Origin of the sequence: Nocardia anocheti, from assembly GCF_029675105.1 — a bacterium.
Lineage (GTDB): Bacteria > Actinomycetota > Actinomycetes > Mycobacteriales > Mycobacteriaceae > Nocardia.
Genome location: NZ_JAQQFV010000012.1, coordinates 202,715 through 218,376, shown reverse-complemented (window position 1 = coordinate 218,376; position 15,662 = coordinate 202,715). Strand labels below are relative to the sequence as shown.

Genomic DNA, 15,662 nt, shown 5'->3' with positions numbered 1-15,662 from the left:
GCCTGCTGGTCAACGCCGAAATCGCCACGACCGCACTGGAAACCGCCCAGCCCGCCGCGGAGCAGGCCTTCTACGAGGGCAAGATCGCCGTGGCCACGTTCTTCGCCCACGAGATCCTGCCGCGCCTGTCCGCCGACCGCGCCGTGCTCGCCGACCTCGACGCCGAAATCATGCACCTCGACGAAGCCGCCTTCTGACCGACCGTGCCCTGGATGTGTCCCTCGCATCCAGGGCACCCTGAGCAGCGAAACCACCCGTTTACTTACTGTGTCCGACGGGGGACACACTCGCTATCCACAACCGTCGTGCTCAACCGTGGCCGAAGGCCCAAGAACGCCGCAGTCCCCAGCACCGTCGGGCCAGGCTCAGCTGGTGCGCTGTTGTCCATGTCAGGCAACCATGAGCGTGCGCCGCCAGATCATGGCGAGCGTTTCGACCGCGGCGGTGAGTTCGAACTCGGTCGCCGCGGCGTCCAAGTTCAGCAAGACGTGAATATTCATGGTGATCAGAGCCATCGCGGTGCGGCCCGGATCGGGCAGATCCGGCGCTGTGCGTTCGACGATTCCGGTGGCGACCGCGATCACCGGATCGACGAGTCCGGCACGCAACCTCCTCAACTCGGGATCGGTGCTGCTCGAGTACAAGATCGCCCGCAGCACCTCCCCATGCCGATGATAAGTACGCGCAGCGGCGGCCAGGGCGACGAGCCCCGCGCCCACCGGATCTTCGGCGGCGGCCCACTGCTCCAGGGTGGCATCGGCCTCGGCGCGCAGGGGCCGGACCAGAGCTTCCAGCAACTCGACCCGATCGTTGAAGTACACGTAGAACGACTTGCGGGACAGCGTCGTGTGCGCCATCAGGGTGGCGACCGTGAGTTCCGCGATCGGGATCCTGGTGAGCAGATCGCTGGCAGCAGTGAGGATTTCCTGCCGTGCCGCCTCGGGGGTGCGGCGCCGTCGCCGGTGGGTGTCGGATGTTCCGGTAGCGGTTACTGCCATGGCGGCAGTATAGTCACTCCTGTTACTGCCACAGTGGCATCAACGGGCGAGGAGCACGGAATGTACGCGAAATGGTCTGCGGCACGCTGGTTTTGCGCGCTACTCGCGGCTGTACTGGGGGTGCGCGCGGTGTCGACCTTGCTCGACGGGGCGGATTTCGCGATTCCAGGGACCGGATGGCGCTCGGTCTGGCAACTGATCATGGTGGCCATCCTGATCACCGGGGTGCTGCGCCCGCGCTGGGCCGTGGCGGCCGCGCTGACGGTGGCGTCGGTGTACGCCATGGCCACAGTGTCAGAACTCTTCGACGGCAGCACCCTCCTGGCCGCCATACCGGTGGACTCGCGTGACCGGTACCTACATCCACTGTTTGCCGTGATCGGCCTGGCCTCGGCAATGCTGCGGCAGTGTCAGGCGTTTCCACGAGGTCGCGGCGAAGTGGTCCGGCCACCGAGCTGAGGCAATCGCCTCGGCATCGAGGGCTCAGCTGCTTCCCGGCGGGACCGCCGGAGCGAAGACACAGTACATACGCAATTCGGTCTCAGCGATGATCGTGTGATGTTCGTGCTGGTCGAGAAGATACATGGTGCCCGGACCCAGCGGGTGGGTCACCTCATGGTCGTGGTCCACCAAGTGTCCCCTGCCTTCTATGAGCCAGACAGCTTCGATATAGCCGGGGTAGTGCAGCGGGGTTTCGGTGCCCGCGGTGACTGTGGTCTCGTGCAGCGAAAAACCGACATTGTCGTCGGAGAGAATTATTCGTTTCGACGTCCAGGTGTCGCTGTCGACCTGCCGTTCGGTTCCGGTGATTTCAGCGGTCGTTCTGACGATCATGCCTTGCTCCGTTCTCTGGGCTCCGCAGAAATTCCACCAGTTGATCGGTGGCTCGTCGGGCTTCAGGGATGTTCTTCATGATCCAGTTGTGGAACATTCCGGGATATTCGTTCAGCACCACTGCTACACCGGCCTTCTCGCCGAGCTCTTCGACGCGCCGCGCATCGGGCAACAGAAGATCACGGTCACCGATGAACACAGAAATCGGGGCCAAGCCGGTGAGATCGCCGAACGCGGGGCTGATATGCGGGTCGTCGAGCGCTCGCCGACCCGCGTACCACCGACCTGCCTGCTGCAATCCGGGAACCCCGAGCTCGGGATCACGGGAATCGAGCTTTCGCGACAGCGGATCGTCGGTCGCCAGGTCGATCCACGGCGAGAACAGTGCGAGACAGCGTGGCTGCGGTAGGCCTTGCTTCCGGAGTTGCCTGGCCAGCGTCAACGCTGAGGTACCGCCTGCGGAGTCGCCGAAAACGATCCGGTTCTGCGGCGCGACGTGCTGCGTCGCCTGGGTGTAGGCCTTCTCGATCATGGGCACTATGGTCCGATGATCATGTTCCGGTGCCAACGGATACATCGGGAGGGTGTAGGTGCAGCCGAGTCGCGTCACCATACGGCCCGCGAAATTCCAGTGATGCCGTTCGGGCGACTCGACGAAGCCTCCCCCGTGCAGGTGAACGATGCGCCATGGCGAGGTCGCACCCTTTTTCGGAGCGATGGTATAGACGGCGTGGTCATCGATCAACTCGTCGGTGACGCGATAGTCACGCAAAAGCTTCGCGGGGGGACGAGCTCGCCGAGGCGCCTGATGCTGCGGCAATTTCTCGCACATGACTGATGGGTCGGCGTAGAAACGCTTGTTGCGTCGCATTCGCATTCGTGTGATCTCTGTCCACGCTTGCCACGACGTCATAGCCCGCTTCCGTGATCTCGGAGCCGCGCACTCGCGCAGCCCCCGTCTACGCCGTCAGCGCTGGTGCCGCTCTCATCCAGCGCACGAGACGCGGGCTCCGACGCTGCGAAGATCGCGCGCCGATCAGCGCCGTCGGCACGGGCGATTCGTTGGCGCCACTGAGAGATGAGGTCGCGCGAGTTCATGAATCACTCCTCTGGCAGATGCCGTGACCGGACGTGACCGCGTGGCGGTCGTGTTGTGGACGTACCTCGCAGACCACGATCCAAACGCCCTCGGATCGCCGCCGGAGTCGAGACTTTGCCGGGTTGTGACAGAGATCGCTATGAAGCCGGGCGCCGCAGCCACGGCGTGTCCCCAGTGCTGGGACTCCATTGGACCGACCGTCCGATTACGCAGGTCCAGCCCATAATGGGGAAAAAGCACGGGCGCGTCGTCGCCAACCGGCGCCCGCCAAAACCGCGCCTGTAGTCAGACACACTATGTCCGCAGCCGCTGCCAGCAACAGTGACGTGGCGCTGGCGAAGCCTCCTACCGCATCGGCCCTGTACATCAACACCCCAGCCAGCAGAGGCCCAGCCAGTGCGAGCCCCGCCGCTATCAGCAAGACGGCCCCGGTAGCCAGTTCCATCGCCGTCAACGGCCTCCGGACACGGCCACGGTCCGTGCTCCTGGCGAGCGACAGCCATCCGTGTGTACTCACGATCGAGGCCACAGCCCCTCCTTCCCTTCGGCTCCGGATCAACGGCAGTGAAGTCGACCCGGTTGAGAGTCGAGTAGCCGCGTCATGCTCCGCCAAACAGCGCGCCATCAGAAGTAGCGGCGGCTTCTTTGCGCCGGGTGGAGGCGCGGTCCACCCGATGTTTCGGACCGACATATTCGGTCAGTCCCCGAACATGACGGTGAATGTTTTCGTCCCGGCACTGACCGAGCCGCAGCGCGAGGAGATCGGCACGGTCGATCTTCCCGGCGGATTGCGGCTGCACGGGATGCTCGACTACGACACGCTGGTCGGTGCCGAGGAGTTCGATCTCGCGGACCTGCTCGACCGCGCCCGCGCCGAACTGCGGGACTTCGGCGGCTGAGTGGACGCGATCATCGCGCACTGGGACTTCCCCACCAGCGTGCTCGCGCCGATCCTCGCGCAGGAGTACGGACTGCCGTCGCCGAGTCTCGACAGCGTGCTGCGGTGCGAGCACAAGCTGTGGAGCCGGATACTGCAGCGCGAATCAATACCGGAGTGTGTACCTGCTTTCTGCCCGTTCGATCCGTTCGATCCGGATGCGCTCGACACCATCGATATCGAGTTCCCGTTCTGGGTCAAACCGGTGAAGTCGCATTCGTCCCAGTTGGGTTTCGAAGTCAACGACGCCGAAGAGTTCGCCACCGCGACGAAGGCGATCCGCGCGGAGATCGGCCGGATCGCCGACCCGTTCGATCAGGCACTGTCGCGGGTGACTGTTCCCGCGCAGCTGCGCGGCCACGGTGGACGCACCTGTCTGGCCGAGCAGATCATCACCGGAACCCAGGCCGCGCCGGAAGGATCGATGTATCGCGGAGAGTTCCAGGTGCACGGCGTATTCGACATGCGTAAGGACCGGACCGGGCACAGCTTCGCCCACCTCGACTATCCCGCCAGGACCGTGCCACCGGCGGTGCGCCAGCAGATGATCGAGGTGACCGAGCGCTATCTGCGTCACGTCGGGTTCGACAACGGCTGCTTCAACTCCGAGTTCATGTGGGACGAAGAGCACGACAAGCTGTGGCTCATCGAGGTCAACACCCGGATCTCGCAGTCGCACAGCGACCTGTTCGTCAAGGTGGACGGCGTCTCCAATCACGCCGCCGCCATCGATGTGGCGTTGGGTCGACGCCCCGAAATGCCCTACCGCTCCGGACGTTTCGCGGTAGCCGCCCAGTGCATGGTCCCCAACTACCGCGACGGGGTCGTGACCCGAGTGCCGGACGCACACGACATCGCGGCGGTGCAGCAGCGCTTCCCCGACACCGTGGTACGCGTCGAGGTCTCCCCCGGCGACCGCCTCTCCGCGCTGGCCAACCAGGACCCTTACCGCTACCGGCTGGCCACCCTCTACCTCGGCGCCGCAGATCACGACACCCTCGAACAGAGCTATCGAGATTGCCTGCGCGCGTTACCTTTCGAATTCGAGGAGGTCGTCTGAGTGCGGACCGTCGAATCCTTCCCCTATGAGGTCCGGGTAACCGAAAACGTCTTCATTCCGATGCGTGACGGTGTGCGGCTGGCTGCGCGGCTGTGGCGTCCGGTGAGCGACGAGCCCTTGCCAGCGGTTCTCGAATACATTCCCTACCGCAAGCGTGACCTGACCCGCGACCGCGACGCGGTCAATCACACCTATCTGGCCGGGCACGGCTATGTGACGATTCGCGTGGATCTGCGCGGCAGCGGCGACTCCGACGGCGTCCTGCGCGACGAGTACCTGCCCACCGAACACGAGGACGCCTGCGATGTCATCGCCTGGCTCGCGGCCCAACCCTGGTGCGACGGTTCGGTCGGCATGATGGGCATCTCGTGGGGTGGGTTCAACAGCTTGCAGGTCGCCGCGCACCGACCACCCGCGCTGAAAGCCATCGTGACCGCCTCGGCCACCGAGGATCTCTACGTCGACAACATGCACTACATGGGTGGGTGCCTGCTGTCGGACAACCTCTCCGAAGCGACGGTGATGTTCGCGTTCAACAGCCTTCCGCCCGACCCTGCGATCGTCGGGGACCGCTGGCGCGAGATGTGGCACGAACGCCTGGAAGGCAGCGGCCTGTGGATCGAACAGTGGCTCGAGCACCAACACCGCGACGACTACTGGAAACGTGCCTCGGTCAACGAGGACTACGCAGCCGTGCGATGCCCGGTGCTCGCCGTCGGCGGCTGGGCCGACGGATACACCAACGCGATCTTCCGGCTGCTCGAACACCTCGATGTCCCGCGGCGCGGTCTGATCGGCCGGTGGGGACACAAGTATCCGCACCTGGGTGTACCGGGCCCAGCCATCGGGTTCCTGCAGGAGATGGTCCGGTGGTGGGATCACTGGCTCAAGGGGCGAGATTCCGGGATCATGGACGAACCGATGCTGCGGGTATGGATGCAGGACAGCATTTCACCGCACCCGTCGTATGAGCAGCGGCCCGGCCGATGGGTGAGCGAACCGTCGTGGCCCTCCCTCACATCGACGATGTCGAGTTGCGGCTCGGCCGGTACTCGCTGTCGCGCAGCGACCAACCGGCACACACCGTACGGGTGCAGTCGCCGTTGAGCGTGGGCATGTTCGCGGGAAAATGGGCCTCCTACGCGGCGACCCCGGATCTGCCGTCCGACCAGCGTGACGAGGACGGCGGCTCGCTCGTGTTCGAGACCGAAGTACTCGACGAGACCTGCGAAGTACTCGGCCTGCCGACGCTGGATCTGGCTGTGGCGGCCGACCGGCCCGCCGCCATGGTCGCCGCGCGCCTATCCGATGTCGCGCCCAACGGGGAGGCTACCCGGGTCACCTACGGCCTGCTCAACCTGACCCATCGGGACGGCAGTGCCTTGCCGAGCCCACTGGAGCCGGGCACGTTCTATCGTGTCCGGTTGCCGCTCAACGGGATCGCGCACTCCTTTCCGCCCGGTCATCGCCTTCGACTGTCGATATCGTCGTCGTACTGGCCGCTGGCCTGGCCGTCACCACGCCAGGCGACACTGTCGATCCGGACCGGCGACAGCGTCCTGAACCTGCCGCAACGCCCCCTCCGCGACGACGCAGTGCGTCCGTTCGATCCGCCCGAAGCGGCTCCCGGGACACCGATCACCCAGCGGGAACCAGGCACCCACCACTGGAAGGCCGAACGCGATCTGGCCACCGGCGTTTCCACCCTCGAGATCGAAAACGACCAGGGCACCGTCGTACTCGACGACATCGGAACCGCCGTACGACGCGCCACCACCGAATGGTTCAGCTTCCAGGACAACGACGTCACCTCCGTACGAGGCGAGACACGAACGGTCCGTCGGCTCGAACGCGACCAGTGGCGGACCGAAGTCGACACCCGGACCGTCTTGCGCTGCACCGCCGAAGAGTTCGTCCTCGACGCCCAGCTCGACGCGTACGAACTCGAGGACACCGACGACCCGAGGGCACTGCGCCGCCGGGTGTACTCACAGAACTGGCACCGTCGCATCCCCCGTGACCTCGTCTGATCGGCCTGGTGACCGATACCAGGGCAAGCGCCATGTCCCGGGCCCCCGCAGGCACCGCCGCTCGCTGTTCGTTTCGATGAAGCAGGGAATGCGCTGCGGTACCAGCCCGCCCGCCTACAGCAGGTCGCAGTGCCCCCGATGCGTGGAGACTGCGCAGGAGAACAAACCATGCAGATTGTGCGCTCGCAACCTCTGACGCACCGTATCGGAAAAGACAGCGACGGCCGCTTGCCCTACGACTCGGCGGTCTACGACGACCATCTACTTTCGAAGTTGCGCGACACTCCACTGCGCGAATTGTGCACCCGCGCAGCCGGACTCTCCCCGCCCAGTCACTACTACGACTGGAAGCCATGGCCGAGACCCTGCGCCGAACCGAAGGTCTCGAACCAGCCGCATAGACCCGGCCCTGATGAGCAGAAGCACCGCCGTCGTATACACCGCCTGACGAGGACGCCGAGCCGGTGACCACTCCACCCCCGCGCGCACGACTTCGCGCTCTGACACTCGCGTTGTGCTCGGTGCAGTTCGTCGATCTCATGTGTGTGACGGTCGTCGTGACCGCGTTACCCGAGATGGTGGCCGACTTCGACGGTTCGCCATCTGACCGATTCTGATCGCCGCGGCCTACGCCACGTTCTTCGGAGGACTGCTCCTGTTCGATGCGCGGGTGAGCGAGAGCATATCGGCCATCGTCGCAACATCCTGGCCAGCATCGGTGTCTTCGCGGTCGGGGCGGTGGTTGCCGCGATGTCCGCGTCCGCGCTCGTGCTGGCGGCTGCGCGCGCAGTGCAGGGCGGCGCTGCCGCGGAGCGGGTGTCGAGACTCCCGACCATTCGGAAGGCTCCGCGAGTACGAAACGATCCCGCGAGAGCGAGCCCGTCCTCGTGGCTATCTAGCGATGGACTCAGTCGTCGGCGGCGACGAGGAGTGTTATCCGTCCAGCAGAGCGGTCGATCAGCACGAGTTCGTGAAAGTACCCGTGCACACGCCCCCAGTCGTGGATGGCCTCGTCCCCGAGCCCGCTCAGGTAATAGATGCGGTCGGCTGCGATCAAGCGGTTGAACACCTCGCGCTGCAGATCAGCCTCCAGCTCGGTAGGCGCCGTCCCGAGCAGGTCAGTCCAGCTGCGGAGGATCTCTGCGCTCGCCTCTCGGCTGATGACTTCGTAGGCGTCGGGACCGACCAGCCTCAGCCAAAACGGGCCATGCCTGGAGCCGTCTGGTAGCACTCCACCACCGGCATAATCGTCCCGGAACTGCTCGTGCCCGATAAGTGCCGCGAGCAGTTCCCTATCGCCATCGGACCCCGGACCAAGTCGTAGATGCTTGATGCTGACCCACCTGAAACCGTGCGCCCTGGGGTCATGAAACCTGTAGTCGCGAAAATTGATGAACGCGCCGGTCTCGTAGGTGAGCGTATTTCCCATGACATCTATATTCGACAGCGGAAGCACCGTTGACCAGGGAGCCTAGACGTTGGGACTCCCCCGTGTGCTCTCCAATCAGTCGTGGATCGTCGCCCACGCCACCATTTCCTCGAGCGATTCGCCGCTGGTGGCCCACTTGTCGACAAGCGGTCGGCGCGGCCGGAATCAAGAGATCCTCACCGTAAGGAGGCTTGATGTTCTCCCCCGAGACCGCCAACGAATAGGCCGTCCTGGACGAGCTGCTCGGGATCGAGACCGCCGATGACCTCGACGCGCGCACCGAGAACCTCGCCTTCTCCGGCCGTTGCTCTACCGAGGACAACCAAGACCCCGAAACCTCTCGCCGCTGGCGACTCGGCAATGCCGAGCAGTTCGTCAACGTCACCCACTCGATCATGATGAGCATGCTCGGCGGGCTCAGTGAGTCCGAACGCCAGCATGTCCAGCAACGCACCCGGGCCAGCATGGACGCCCAAGTCCTCAACGAAGGACGACACATGGGCGGACGACCGCCCTACGGGTATCTCGTCGTCGACGGTCCCCCACATCCCAACCCGAACCGGGCCGCCGACAACCTGAAACTACGGATCTTGTCCATCGACGCCGCAGCCGCCCCGATCGTGCAGCGGGTCTTCCGCGCCTACCTCGACGGCCGCGGCGACAGAGCTACCGCGACCGAACTCAACCGCGAACACATCTCCTGCCCATCCGCGCATCGCCCGGAACAGAACCGGCATCGTTCCGGCGACGGCTGGCAAGCCTCAACCGTCGCCGCAGGACACGTCATCCGGTTCAAGCGCTCACCCCGCCGACAGGATCATCCAGTCCCGACGACCCGCGCATCCGGCGATTGTCTCCGTGGAGACCTTCACCGAGGCGACGCTCCTGCGTCGCCGACGCGCCGGGACGAGCAACCGAGCGCGCAGCAAGCTCGAACGGACCCGCAGGACCCGCACAGCCACGCCCTACCTGTTCCGCAGCCGCATTCGCCGCGACCTGCGCAACCGCAAGATGCAAGGCGAATCAGTGCGTGGATCGCTCTACTACCGGTGCCGCGCCGCGACGCTCGCACCCGGCAGCCCGGCGCTGCAACACCATCCACGCACGGTGAACCTGCGTGAGGACGACCTCGTCGAACCCATCGACACCTGGCTGGCGACCCTGTTCGACCCCGAACACCTCGACACTCTCGCCGTGCAGATCGACGTGTCGCCGCAGCCATGGCGTCAGCATGATCACGTCTGGCGTCGCGGCGAGCTGGGCGGCGAGTACGCGCTCGGCCTCTATGGGGCCAACGCGATCGAGTAGCTTCGCCCATCGGATCGCGGCGGCGTGATCGGTGAAGGTCTGCGAGGTCGCCGGTTACTCTTCGCCGGGACGCGTGATGCGGTAGCGCACCTGGCTAACCGTGCTGCCGTCCTTGCGGACACGGATGCGGGGAGTTGTCTTGCGGGGTCGTGCCATTGGGCGTGGTCCTTCGACTCGGGCCAACCCCCTCAGATTCCCGATTTGTGGACCGCAATGTGGACGCAGGAGGGGCGCAACCTCACGGTTACGCCCCTGACCTGGTGTTTACTGTGTCCGGAGGGGGACTTGAACCCCCACGCCCTAATACGGGCACTAGCACCTCAAGCTAGCGCGTCTGCCATTCCGCCACCCGGACTTGCTGGTGTGCCAAAAGATTATCCGACGCGGTGCAGGAATCCAAATCGCCTAGGTGACCTGCTGTTTTGCCCACTGTGCCCACTCCTGGTTCATACGGTGGAAACGTTCGCCCCACTCGATGGCGAGGCGGCCGTTGACGGCCAGGGGGGCGTCTGTCCAGTCGGTGGCGGACTTCACGGTCTCGAGGGCTTCGAGGGCGGCGGTGGAGCGGGCTTCGACGGTGGTGAGGTAGGTGGCGGCTTCGGTGGGGGTGAGGGCGTCCAGGAAGAAGACACGCAGGAGGGTTTCGTTGCGGGCGGGGGTCGGTGGGGTGGGGTCGGTGAGCCAGGTGTGGAGGTCGGCGCGGCCCTGGGGGGTGATCGTGTACTCCTTGCGGCCGCGGGGGCCTTCGTCGGAGACGCTGATGCGGTCGGTGGCGGCCAGCTTGGTGAGTTCGGTGTAGATCTGGCTCTGGGTGGCGGGCCAGACGTTGGCGAGGGACTCTTTGAAGAGGCGGAGGAGGTCGTAGCCGCTGGCGGGGTGGTCGGCGAGGAGGCCGAGGAGGGCGTGACGCAAACTCATGCCCGCCACCTTACATTCCAGTATTGACATGTTGTAGACGGAGTATCTACATTCGACATGTCAATATAAGAATGTCACCGTTCGGAGTGAGACCCAATGTCCTACCTGCGTACTTTCGCGCCGTGGATCGTGTTCGCGGCGGTACCCGGCGCCTACTGGCAGTGGGCGGCACTGGCCGCCGCGGTGATGGCGTCGGCTGATGTGGTGGTGCGGCGGCGTCGAGGTGTCGGGTTCGACGCGCTCGTCATCGAGCTCGGGACGGTCGCGTTCTTCGTGGCGCTGACCGTCCTGGCGATCGTGGCGCCGGACACCGCGCTGCACGCGTACGCGCCCGCGCTGTCGAACGCGGCGCTGGCGGTCATCGCCGGTGGGTCGTTGGTCGCGCGGGTGCCGTTCACGCTGGGGATCGCGAAACAGACGACGCCGCAGGAGGTCTGGAAGCAGCCGCTGTTCGTGCGGACGGCGTATGTGCTCACGGGGGTGTGGACGGCGGCCTTCGCGATCGGCGCCGTCGTCCTCGCGGTGTTCGCGCACGCGGACTCGGTGGTGCGGGTGGTGGCGCAGGTGCTCGTCTTCGCGGTGCCGATGGTGTTCACGGTGCGATACGTCGCGTGTGTGCGAGCCAAAGCGTCGGCGCTCAGGGCGGGGTAAGTCGCAACGTGTGAATACCTCCGCCGGACCGACTACGTCACCGTTCGCGCACAACACTCCTGATCGCCGACTGCTGTGGAGAAGCCCTCGCACTCGAGAAGGACGAGTTGACCAGTTGTGCTCGTCGTCGGCCTGCGCTTAATATCGGTGTCGCGATCTCACATCGCCGTAAGCGTTCACGTCAATCAACGCTCCGGTCCGCCGCCCGGCGGAACCGTTGCCTGACAGACGTTTACGGAGTATCGATGTCTTCTTTCAAACTTCCCGCCCGCGCCGCCGGTGTGGTTCTGCCGCTGCTGCTGTCACTGCTGATGACCTGCCTGGTCTCCCTGATCAGCACACTCATGAGCGACGGCACGAACGTCGGGCTCTGGCTGCGCTCCTGGGCGGTGTCCTGGCCGATCGCGTTCCCCATCCTGCTGCTCGTCCTGCCGATCGTCCGCCGACTCACCACGCTTCTGGTCCACTCCGCGCATCCATGACAGCGTCCACAGCGCGTCGATCGCCGCACCACTGGGCTCGCGAGCATCGGGAACATGGGCGCCTCGTGCTGGTCGGACAACGATCGCCGAAGCGCTCCCCACCTACTGCGCGGCATCGACGTGCTATCCGACCGACGGAACGGCTTCGAGTTGCCCAACCGCAACACACATGCCGCCGGTACGGCGCAGCGACGTGCTGTGGGACCGTAGGCCCATGCCGCTGCCCCGGTTCGGTGCCGATGACCTGTTGATGTGGAGGTTCGCCCGCGCCGCCACCGAACGCGACATCGTCGACCGCCCCGGTGGAGGGATCGACCCGCCAGCGGCGTGGGTCGACGCGATCACCGCGGTGGCAACCGACCTCAGAGTGCTGCGCTACGGCCGCGATATCGACCCGGACCGGCTGGTGTGGGAGCTCGCGGTCACCGGCGCCGACACGGTGATGATCGGTTGGCGACCAGCAGCGCACGGTGTCGGCGGATTCCGTGTAGGCGAGGGCACACCGGTCGCAGCCGCGTTCGCGGTGGCTGCGGTCGCGGTCGCCGACATCGCTCAGACCGAGCTGGGCGGCTACGAATTCGTGCAATGGCCCTCCCGCGGTGGGCGCGTGCTGCGGGCCTGCGAAGTCGCTGGGACGCCGCTCTGGCTCGACCCGCGCACCCAACGTGTGATCGCACCGATCGGTGCGCTACGCGCCGATGCCATCTGGTAGTCAAGCCAGGTAGGTGCGAATCGGCTCAACTCCGACCAGGTTCAAGAGGTGTGCCTCCTCGATGGTCCACTCATTCGGAAGCGGGTCGCGGCATCACCGCTCGAGCCACCCCGGGTGCGAGCGGTTCGCCGCGCGGGGAGCAGAGATCACCACGTCAGGTCGCAGTCCGCCGAGGGCTCATCCGCCGCCGTTCGACAAAACCGTCGTCCGCGAGCCTGCGAGTGAGGGCAGACGGAATGGCAACGGACCGATGGGAACTCGATGGCGAGCGCCAACCGGCTCGCCGGTGCGCCGTCACGATCGAGGAACTCCAGAGTCGCATAGCCATCAGGCGCGCGACCGAGGACAAACGGTTGCGTCCGGGGTCGATCAGCGGATATTGTTCTGAACATGTTCAATGAACATGTTCAGTCACGGTCGGAGCAACAAGCGGCGACGCGACAGAAGGTCTTGGCGGCGGCCGATCGGCTCTTTCGCGCGCAAGGCTTCAAAGCCACGACGATTCGGCAGATCGCCGCCGAAGCGCACGTGAGCACCGGGACCGTCATGGCAGCCGGAGACAAGGACGCGCTGCTGGTCTCGCTCTTCGACAACTGGATCACCGCGGTGCACAACAGCAGGCGCACCGAGCCCGAACCCTCGACGACGACCGCGACCACCGAGGATGTGCTGAGGCTCTTCGCGCCCTTCGTCGGATACTTCGCGCTCGACTCCGAGCTCTCCCGCGAATACTTGGCGATCCTCGTCCGCGGAAACCATGAGTCGGTGATCTTTCGAGACCTCGCGCTGACCCTGCAGAGCGAGATCGAAGCCGTGCTCGGCCGCTCAGCGCTGCCCCGCGGCCAGGTCCGTCGCGGTACTCGAACCATCTATCTCGCCTATCTCGGCTTGCTGATGACCGCCTCCAGCGGCGCCATCGCGATGCCCGAGGCGGCCGACCAACTACGACAAACCATCGAATTCGTCATCACGCCTCGGGAGGGGAACCCATGATCCACGCACCGCAACTCTGGTAGCTACCAGCGCTACTCGCACTCTCCCTGTTCTCGGACGCGCTCATGTCCGTGCGTCCGCCGATGTTCATTCAGCGATGCCTCGACGGCGTCGGATTTCCCCGCGACTGGTGGTGGACACTGATCGCCATCAAGCTGACGGCCACCGCCGGTCTCCTCGCCGGATTGAAATATCCCGGCATCGGATTCGCCACAGCGGTCGGTGTGGTCGCCTATTTCGGGTGTGCCGCGTACGCCCACTACCGCGCCCGGTTTCTCGGATCCGAGTTCTGGATCAACTGCCTCGGCATGCTGACCTTGTCGCTGGCCGCGGCGCTCGTCTACGTGGTGTGAGTGACCGATCTACCCGCTATTCGGCTCGCACGCGTCTGGTGTCGTAGGCCCACATCGCGATCTCGACGCGGTTGCGGGCACCGAGCTTGGTCATCAACGAGGCGACGTGGGTTTTGACGGTGCTCAGGCCGACGAAGAGTTCGCGGGCGATCTCGGCGTTGGTCCGGCCGCGTGCCACCAGTGCGAGCACCTCTTCCTCGCGCCCGGTGAGCGGGTCGATGGGCTGGACCGGTACCACCGGCGCCTGGTCGGCGAAGGTCGCCAGCAGTCGGCGGGTGATGTTGGGGGCGATCAACGCGTCTCCGGCGGCCGCCGCGTGGATGGCCTGCACGAGGAGTTCCGGCCCGGCGTCTTTGAGCAGGAAGCCCCGGGCACCGGCGCGGAGGGCGCCGAGGACGTACTCGTCGAGGTCGAAGGTGGTGATCACGACGACCGCCGTCTGGCCCGTGGCGCCTGGCCCGGCGAGGCGCCGCGTCACCTCGATGCCGTCGAGGCCTGGCATGCGGATGTCGACAAGCAGGACATCGGGCCGCAGCCGGGTCGTCAGGTCGAGCGCCGCGTGCCCGTCCGCGGCCTCCCCCACGACCTCGAGGTCGGGTTGCGCGCCGACGATCATCGCCAGCCCGGTCCGGACCAAGTCCTGGTCGTCGGCGACGACCACACGGATGCTCACGTCAGCGCCTCCCCCGGCAGCACGGCCTCGACCACCCAGCCACCCTCGGGTCCGGGCCCCGCGGCGAGCGATCCACCGAGGAGCTGAGCGCGTTCGGCCATGCCCAGCAGGCCGAATCCGGGTTCCGGGACCGGTCCCGGCTCGATCTTTCCATCGTCGCTGACGCGCAGTCTGACGGCGTCACCGTCGCGGCGTACCTCGATGTCGACGCGGGTCGCGCTCCGGGCGTGCCGTACGGCGTTGGTCAGCGACTCCTGCGCGATCCGGTAGAGCGCGGCGTCCACGGGTCGTGGCAGCCGGGTCGACGAATCGTCCAGCGAGACTTCGACGGTGGGTGTCGCGGTGGTGCGCGCCAAAGCGGACAGGTCCGCGACACCCGGCTGCGGTGAGTAGGCGACAGCCCCCTCTTCACGCAGCACTCGCACCATGGATCTCATCTCCGCCAGGGTTCGCGACGCTTCGGATTCGATCGCGGCCAGGACCTCGGCGGCCTTCTCGGGCTGGATACCGGCGACCACCCGTCCGGCTTGCGCCTGCACCGCGATGGCGGAGACGTGGTGGGCCACGGTGTCGTGCAGCTCGCGCGCCAACGCCACCCGCTCCTGATTGCGGATCTCACGCCGTTGACGCTGCCAGAGGTCCGCGCGGTAGCGGAACACCGCCGCGAGGGCGACGACCAACAGCAGCAGGACGCTCCCACCGAAAACGTCGGCCCAGCCCGCGGCGGAGGCGTACATCCCCAGCGCCACGACGCCCGTCACGAACGCCGTCCCCACGACCATCTCCCGTCCCGAGCCCCACCGCACCAGGGAGTAGAGCAGGATCAGGACGACCAGCAGGGAGTAGAGGTCGAGGCCCTCGTCGTGGGTAGTCAGCTGGAGGACCGAGAGCAGCCCGGCGACACCCCACCCGACCAGGGCGGCGATCAGGGGGTGGCCGCGACGGCAGAGCAGGGCGGGTACCAGTGCCAGGACGAGCACGACCATCAATGGTCGCCAGGCCGAGGTGGGCCGAACGATGCCCTCGACCAGGGCGGCGGCCGCGAACAGACCCACCAGCAGCCAGTCGAGACGACCGATGGGTGGGGCGTCAGCGGGCCGCGGCTCGTGCCGGATGGAGCGTCGGACAGTGACCACCGCTCGAGTCTAGGGATCCGCGCGCTTGGGCGTGCCCGCCGAAAGTACG

General features: G+C 66.0%; 16 protein-coding genes, 1 tRNA gene and 3 pseudogenes. 12 read left to right on the top strand and 8 right to left on the bottom strand.

Features of this window, described 5'->3' with window-relative positions:
* On the top strand, positions 1-197 hold a 197-nt coding region (locus QC180_RS27895; RefSeq protein WP_278265820.1), incomplete at its 5' end, for an acyl-CoA dehydrogenase C-terminal domain-containing protein.
* 192 nt (positions 198-389) lie between these two features.
* Here the strand turns inward: QC180_RS27895 and QC180_RS27890 are convergent.
* Positions 390-998 (bottom strand): TetR/AcrR family transcriptional regulator, encoded by a 609-nt coding sequence (locus QC180_RS27890; protein WP_278265819.1) that lies wholly within the window; start codon positions 996-998, stop codon positions 390-392.
* A 60-nt stretch (positions 999-1,058) separates the two neighbouring features.
* Between QC180_RS27890 and QC180_RS27885 the strand changes: the two genes are divergently transcribed.
* Positions 1,059-1,457, top strand: a complete 399-nt coding sequence (locus tag QC180_RS27885) for a DUF4383 domain-containing protein (RefSeq protein WP_278265818.1) — start codon at positions 1,059-1,061, stop codon at positions 1,455-1,457.
* Positions 1,458-1,481: 24 nt separating this feature from the next.
* Here the strand turns inward: QC180_RS27885 and QC180_RS27880 are convergent, their stop codons facing one another.
* Together QC180_RS27880 and QC180_RS27875 are read right to left on the bottom strand one after the other, a co-directional pair.
* Positions 1,482-1,832, bottom strand: coding sequence for an ectoine synthase (locus QC180_RS27880; protein WP_278265817.1), 351 nt, complete (start codon positions 1,830-1,832; stop codon positions 1,482-1,484).
* Complete coding sequence (locus QC180_RS27875) at positions 1,810-2,703, bottom strand: alpha/beta hydrolase fold domain-containing protein (RefSeq protein ID WP_278265816.1); 894 nt, start codon at positions 2,701-2,703, stop codon at positions 1,810-1,812. Before QC180_RS27875 ends, QC180_RS27880 begins: the two co-directional genes overlap by 23 nt.
* Before the next feature lie 938 nt (positions 2,704-3,641).
* Here QC180_RS27875 and QC180_RS27870 point away from each other — a divergent pair.
* From QC180_RS27870 to QC180_RS30440, 3 genes and pseudogenes are all read left to right on the top strand, one after another.
* On the top strand, positions 3,642-3,830 hold the full coding sequence (locus QC180_RS27870; RefSeq protein ID WP_278265815.1) for a hypothetical protein: 189 nt from the start codon (positions 3,642-3,644) through the stop codon (positions 3,828-3,830).
* Complete coding sequence (locus QC180_RS27865; protein WP_278265814.1) at positions 3,831-4,928, top strand: ATP-grasp domain-containing protein; 1,098 nt, start codon at positions 3,831-3,833, stop codon at positions 4,926-4,928.
* Positions 4,929-6,958: pseudogene (locus QC180_RS30440) on the top strand (CocE/NonD family hydrolase). It begins immediately after the preceding gene.
* 907 nt (positions 6,959-7,865) lie between these two features.
* Here the strand turns inward: QC180_RS30440 and QC180_RS27850 are convergent.
* On the bottom strand, positions 7,866-8,387 hold the full coding sequence (locus QC180_RS27850; RefSeq protein ID WP_278265811.1) for a hypothetical protein: 522 nt from the start codon (positions 8,385-8,387) through the stop codon (positions 7,866-7,868).
* Positions 8,388-8,782: 395 nt separating this feature from the next.
* Between QC180_RS27850 and QC180_RS30435 the strand changes: the two are divergent.
* A pseudogene (locus tag QC180_RS30435) lies at positions 8,783-9,100 on the top strand (recombinase family protein); the annotation flags it as partial.
* Positions 9,101-9,245: 145 nt separating this feature from the next.
* A complete protein-coding gene (locus tag QC180_RS27845; RefSeq protein WP_278265810.1) occupies positions 9,246-9,695 on the top strand; it encodes a hypothetical protein in 450 nt (149 codons plus the stop codon).
* Positions 9,696-9,965: 270 nt separating this feature from the next.
* Here the strand turns inward: QC180_RS27845 and QC180_RS27840 are convergent.
* A tRNA-Leu gene (locus QC180_RS27840) sits at positions 9,966-10,050 on the bottom strand.
* Positions 10,051-10,100: 50 nt separating this feature from the next.
* Positions 10,101-10,613 carry a PadR family transcriptional regulator gene (locus QC180_RS27835; protein ID WP_278265809.1) on the bottom strand — a complete coding sequence of 171 codons (513 nt, stop codon included), beginning with the start codon at positions 10,611-10,613 and terminating at the stop codon, positions 10,101-10,103.
* 96 nt (positions 10,614-10,709) lie between these two features.
* Here QC180_RS27835 and QC180_RS27830 point away from each other — a divergent pair, with 96 nt between their 5' ends.
* From QC180_RS27830 to QC180_RS27810, 5 genes and pseudogenes are all read left to right on the top strand, one after another.
* Positions 10,710-11,264, top strand: coding sequence for a hypothetical protein (locus QC180_RS27830; protein ID WP_278265808.1), 555 nt, complete (start codon positions 10,710-10,712; stop codon positions 11,262-11,264).
* Positions 11,265-11,509: 245 nt separating this feature from the next.
* Positions 11,510-11,746 (top strand): DUF2798 domain-containing protein, encoded by a 237-nt coding sequence (locus QC180_RS27825; protein ID WP_278265807.1) that lies wholly within the window; start codon positions 11,510-11,512, stop codon positions 11,744-11,746.
* 214 nt (positions 11,747-11,960) lie between these two features.
* The gene (locus QC180_RS27820; RefSeq protein ID WP_278265806.1) at positions 11,961-12,458 is read left to right on the top strand and encodes a hypothetical protein; all 498 of its coding nucleotides are present in this window, start codon (positions 11,961-11,963) and stop codon (positions 12,456-12,458) included.
* Positions 12,459-12,848: 390 nt separating this feature from the next.
* A complete protein-coding gene (locus QC180_RS27815) occupies positions 12,849-13,451 on the top strand; it encodes a TetR/AcrR family transcriptional regulator (protein WP_278265805.1) in 603 nt (200 codons plus the stop codon).
* Positions 13,452-13,483: 32 nt separating this feature from the next.
* Positions 13,484-13,804 (top strand): annotated as a pseudogene (locus QC180_RS27810) (DoxX family protein); the annotation flags it as partial.
* Positions 13,805-13,820: 16 nt separating this feature from the next.
* Here the strand turns inward: QC180_RS27810 and QC180_RS27805 are convergent.
* Together QC180_RS27805 and QC180_RS27800 are read right to left on the bottom strand one after the other, a co-directional pair.
* Positions 13,821-14,477, bottom strand: a complete 657-nt coding sequence (locus QC180_RS27805; RefSeq protein WP_278265804.1) for a response regulator — start codon at positions 14,475-14,477, stop codon at positions 13,821-13,823.
* Complete coding sequence (locus tag QC180_RS27800; protein ID WP_278265803.1) at positions 14,474-15,613, bottom strand: sensor histidine kinase; 1,140 nt, start codon at positions 15,611-15,613, stop codon at positions 14,474-14,476. The genes QC180_RS27805 and QC180_RS27800 overlap by 4 nt, the downstream gene beginning before the upstream one ends.
* Positions 15,614-15,662 lie beyond the last annotated feature (49 nt).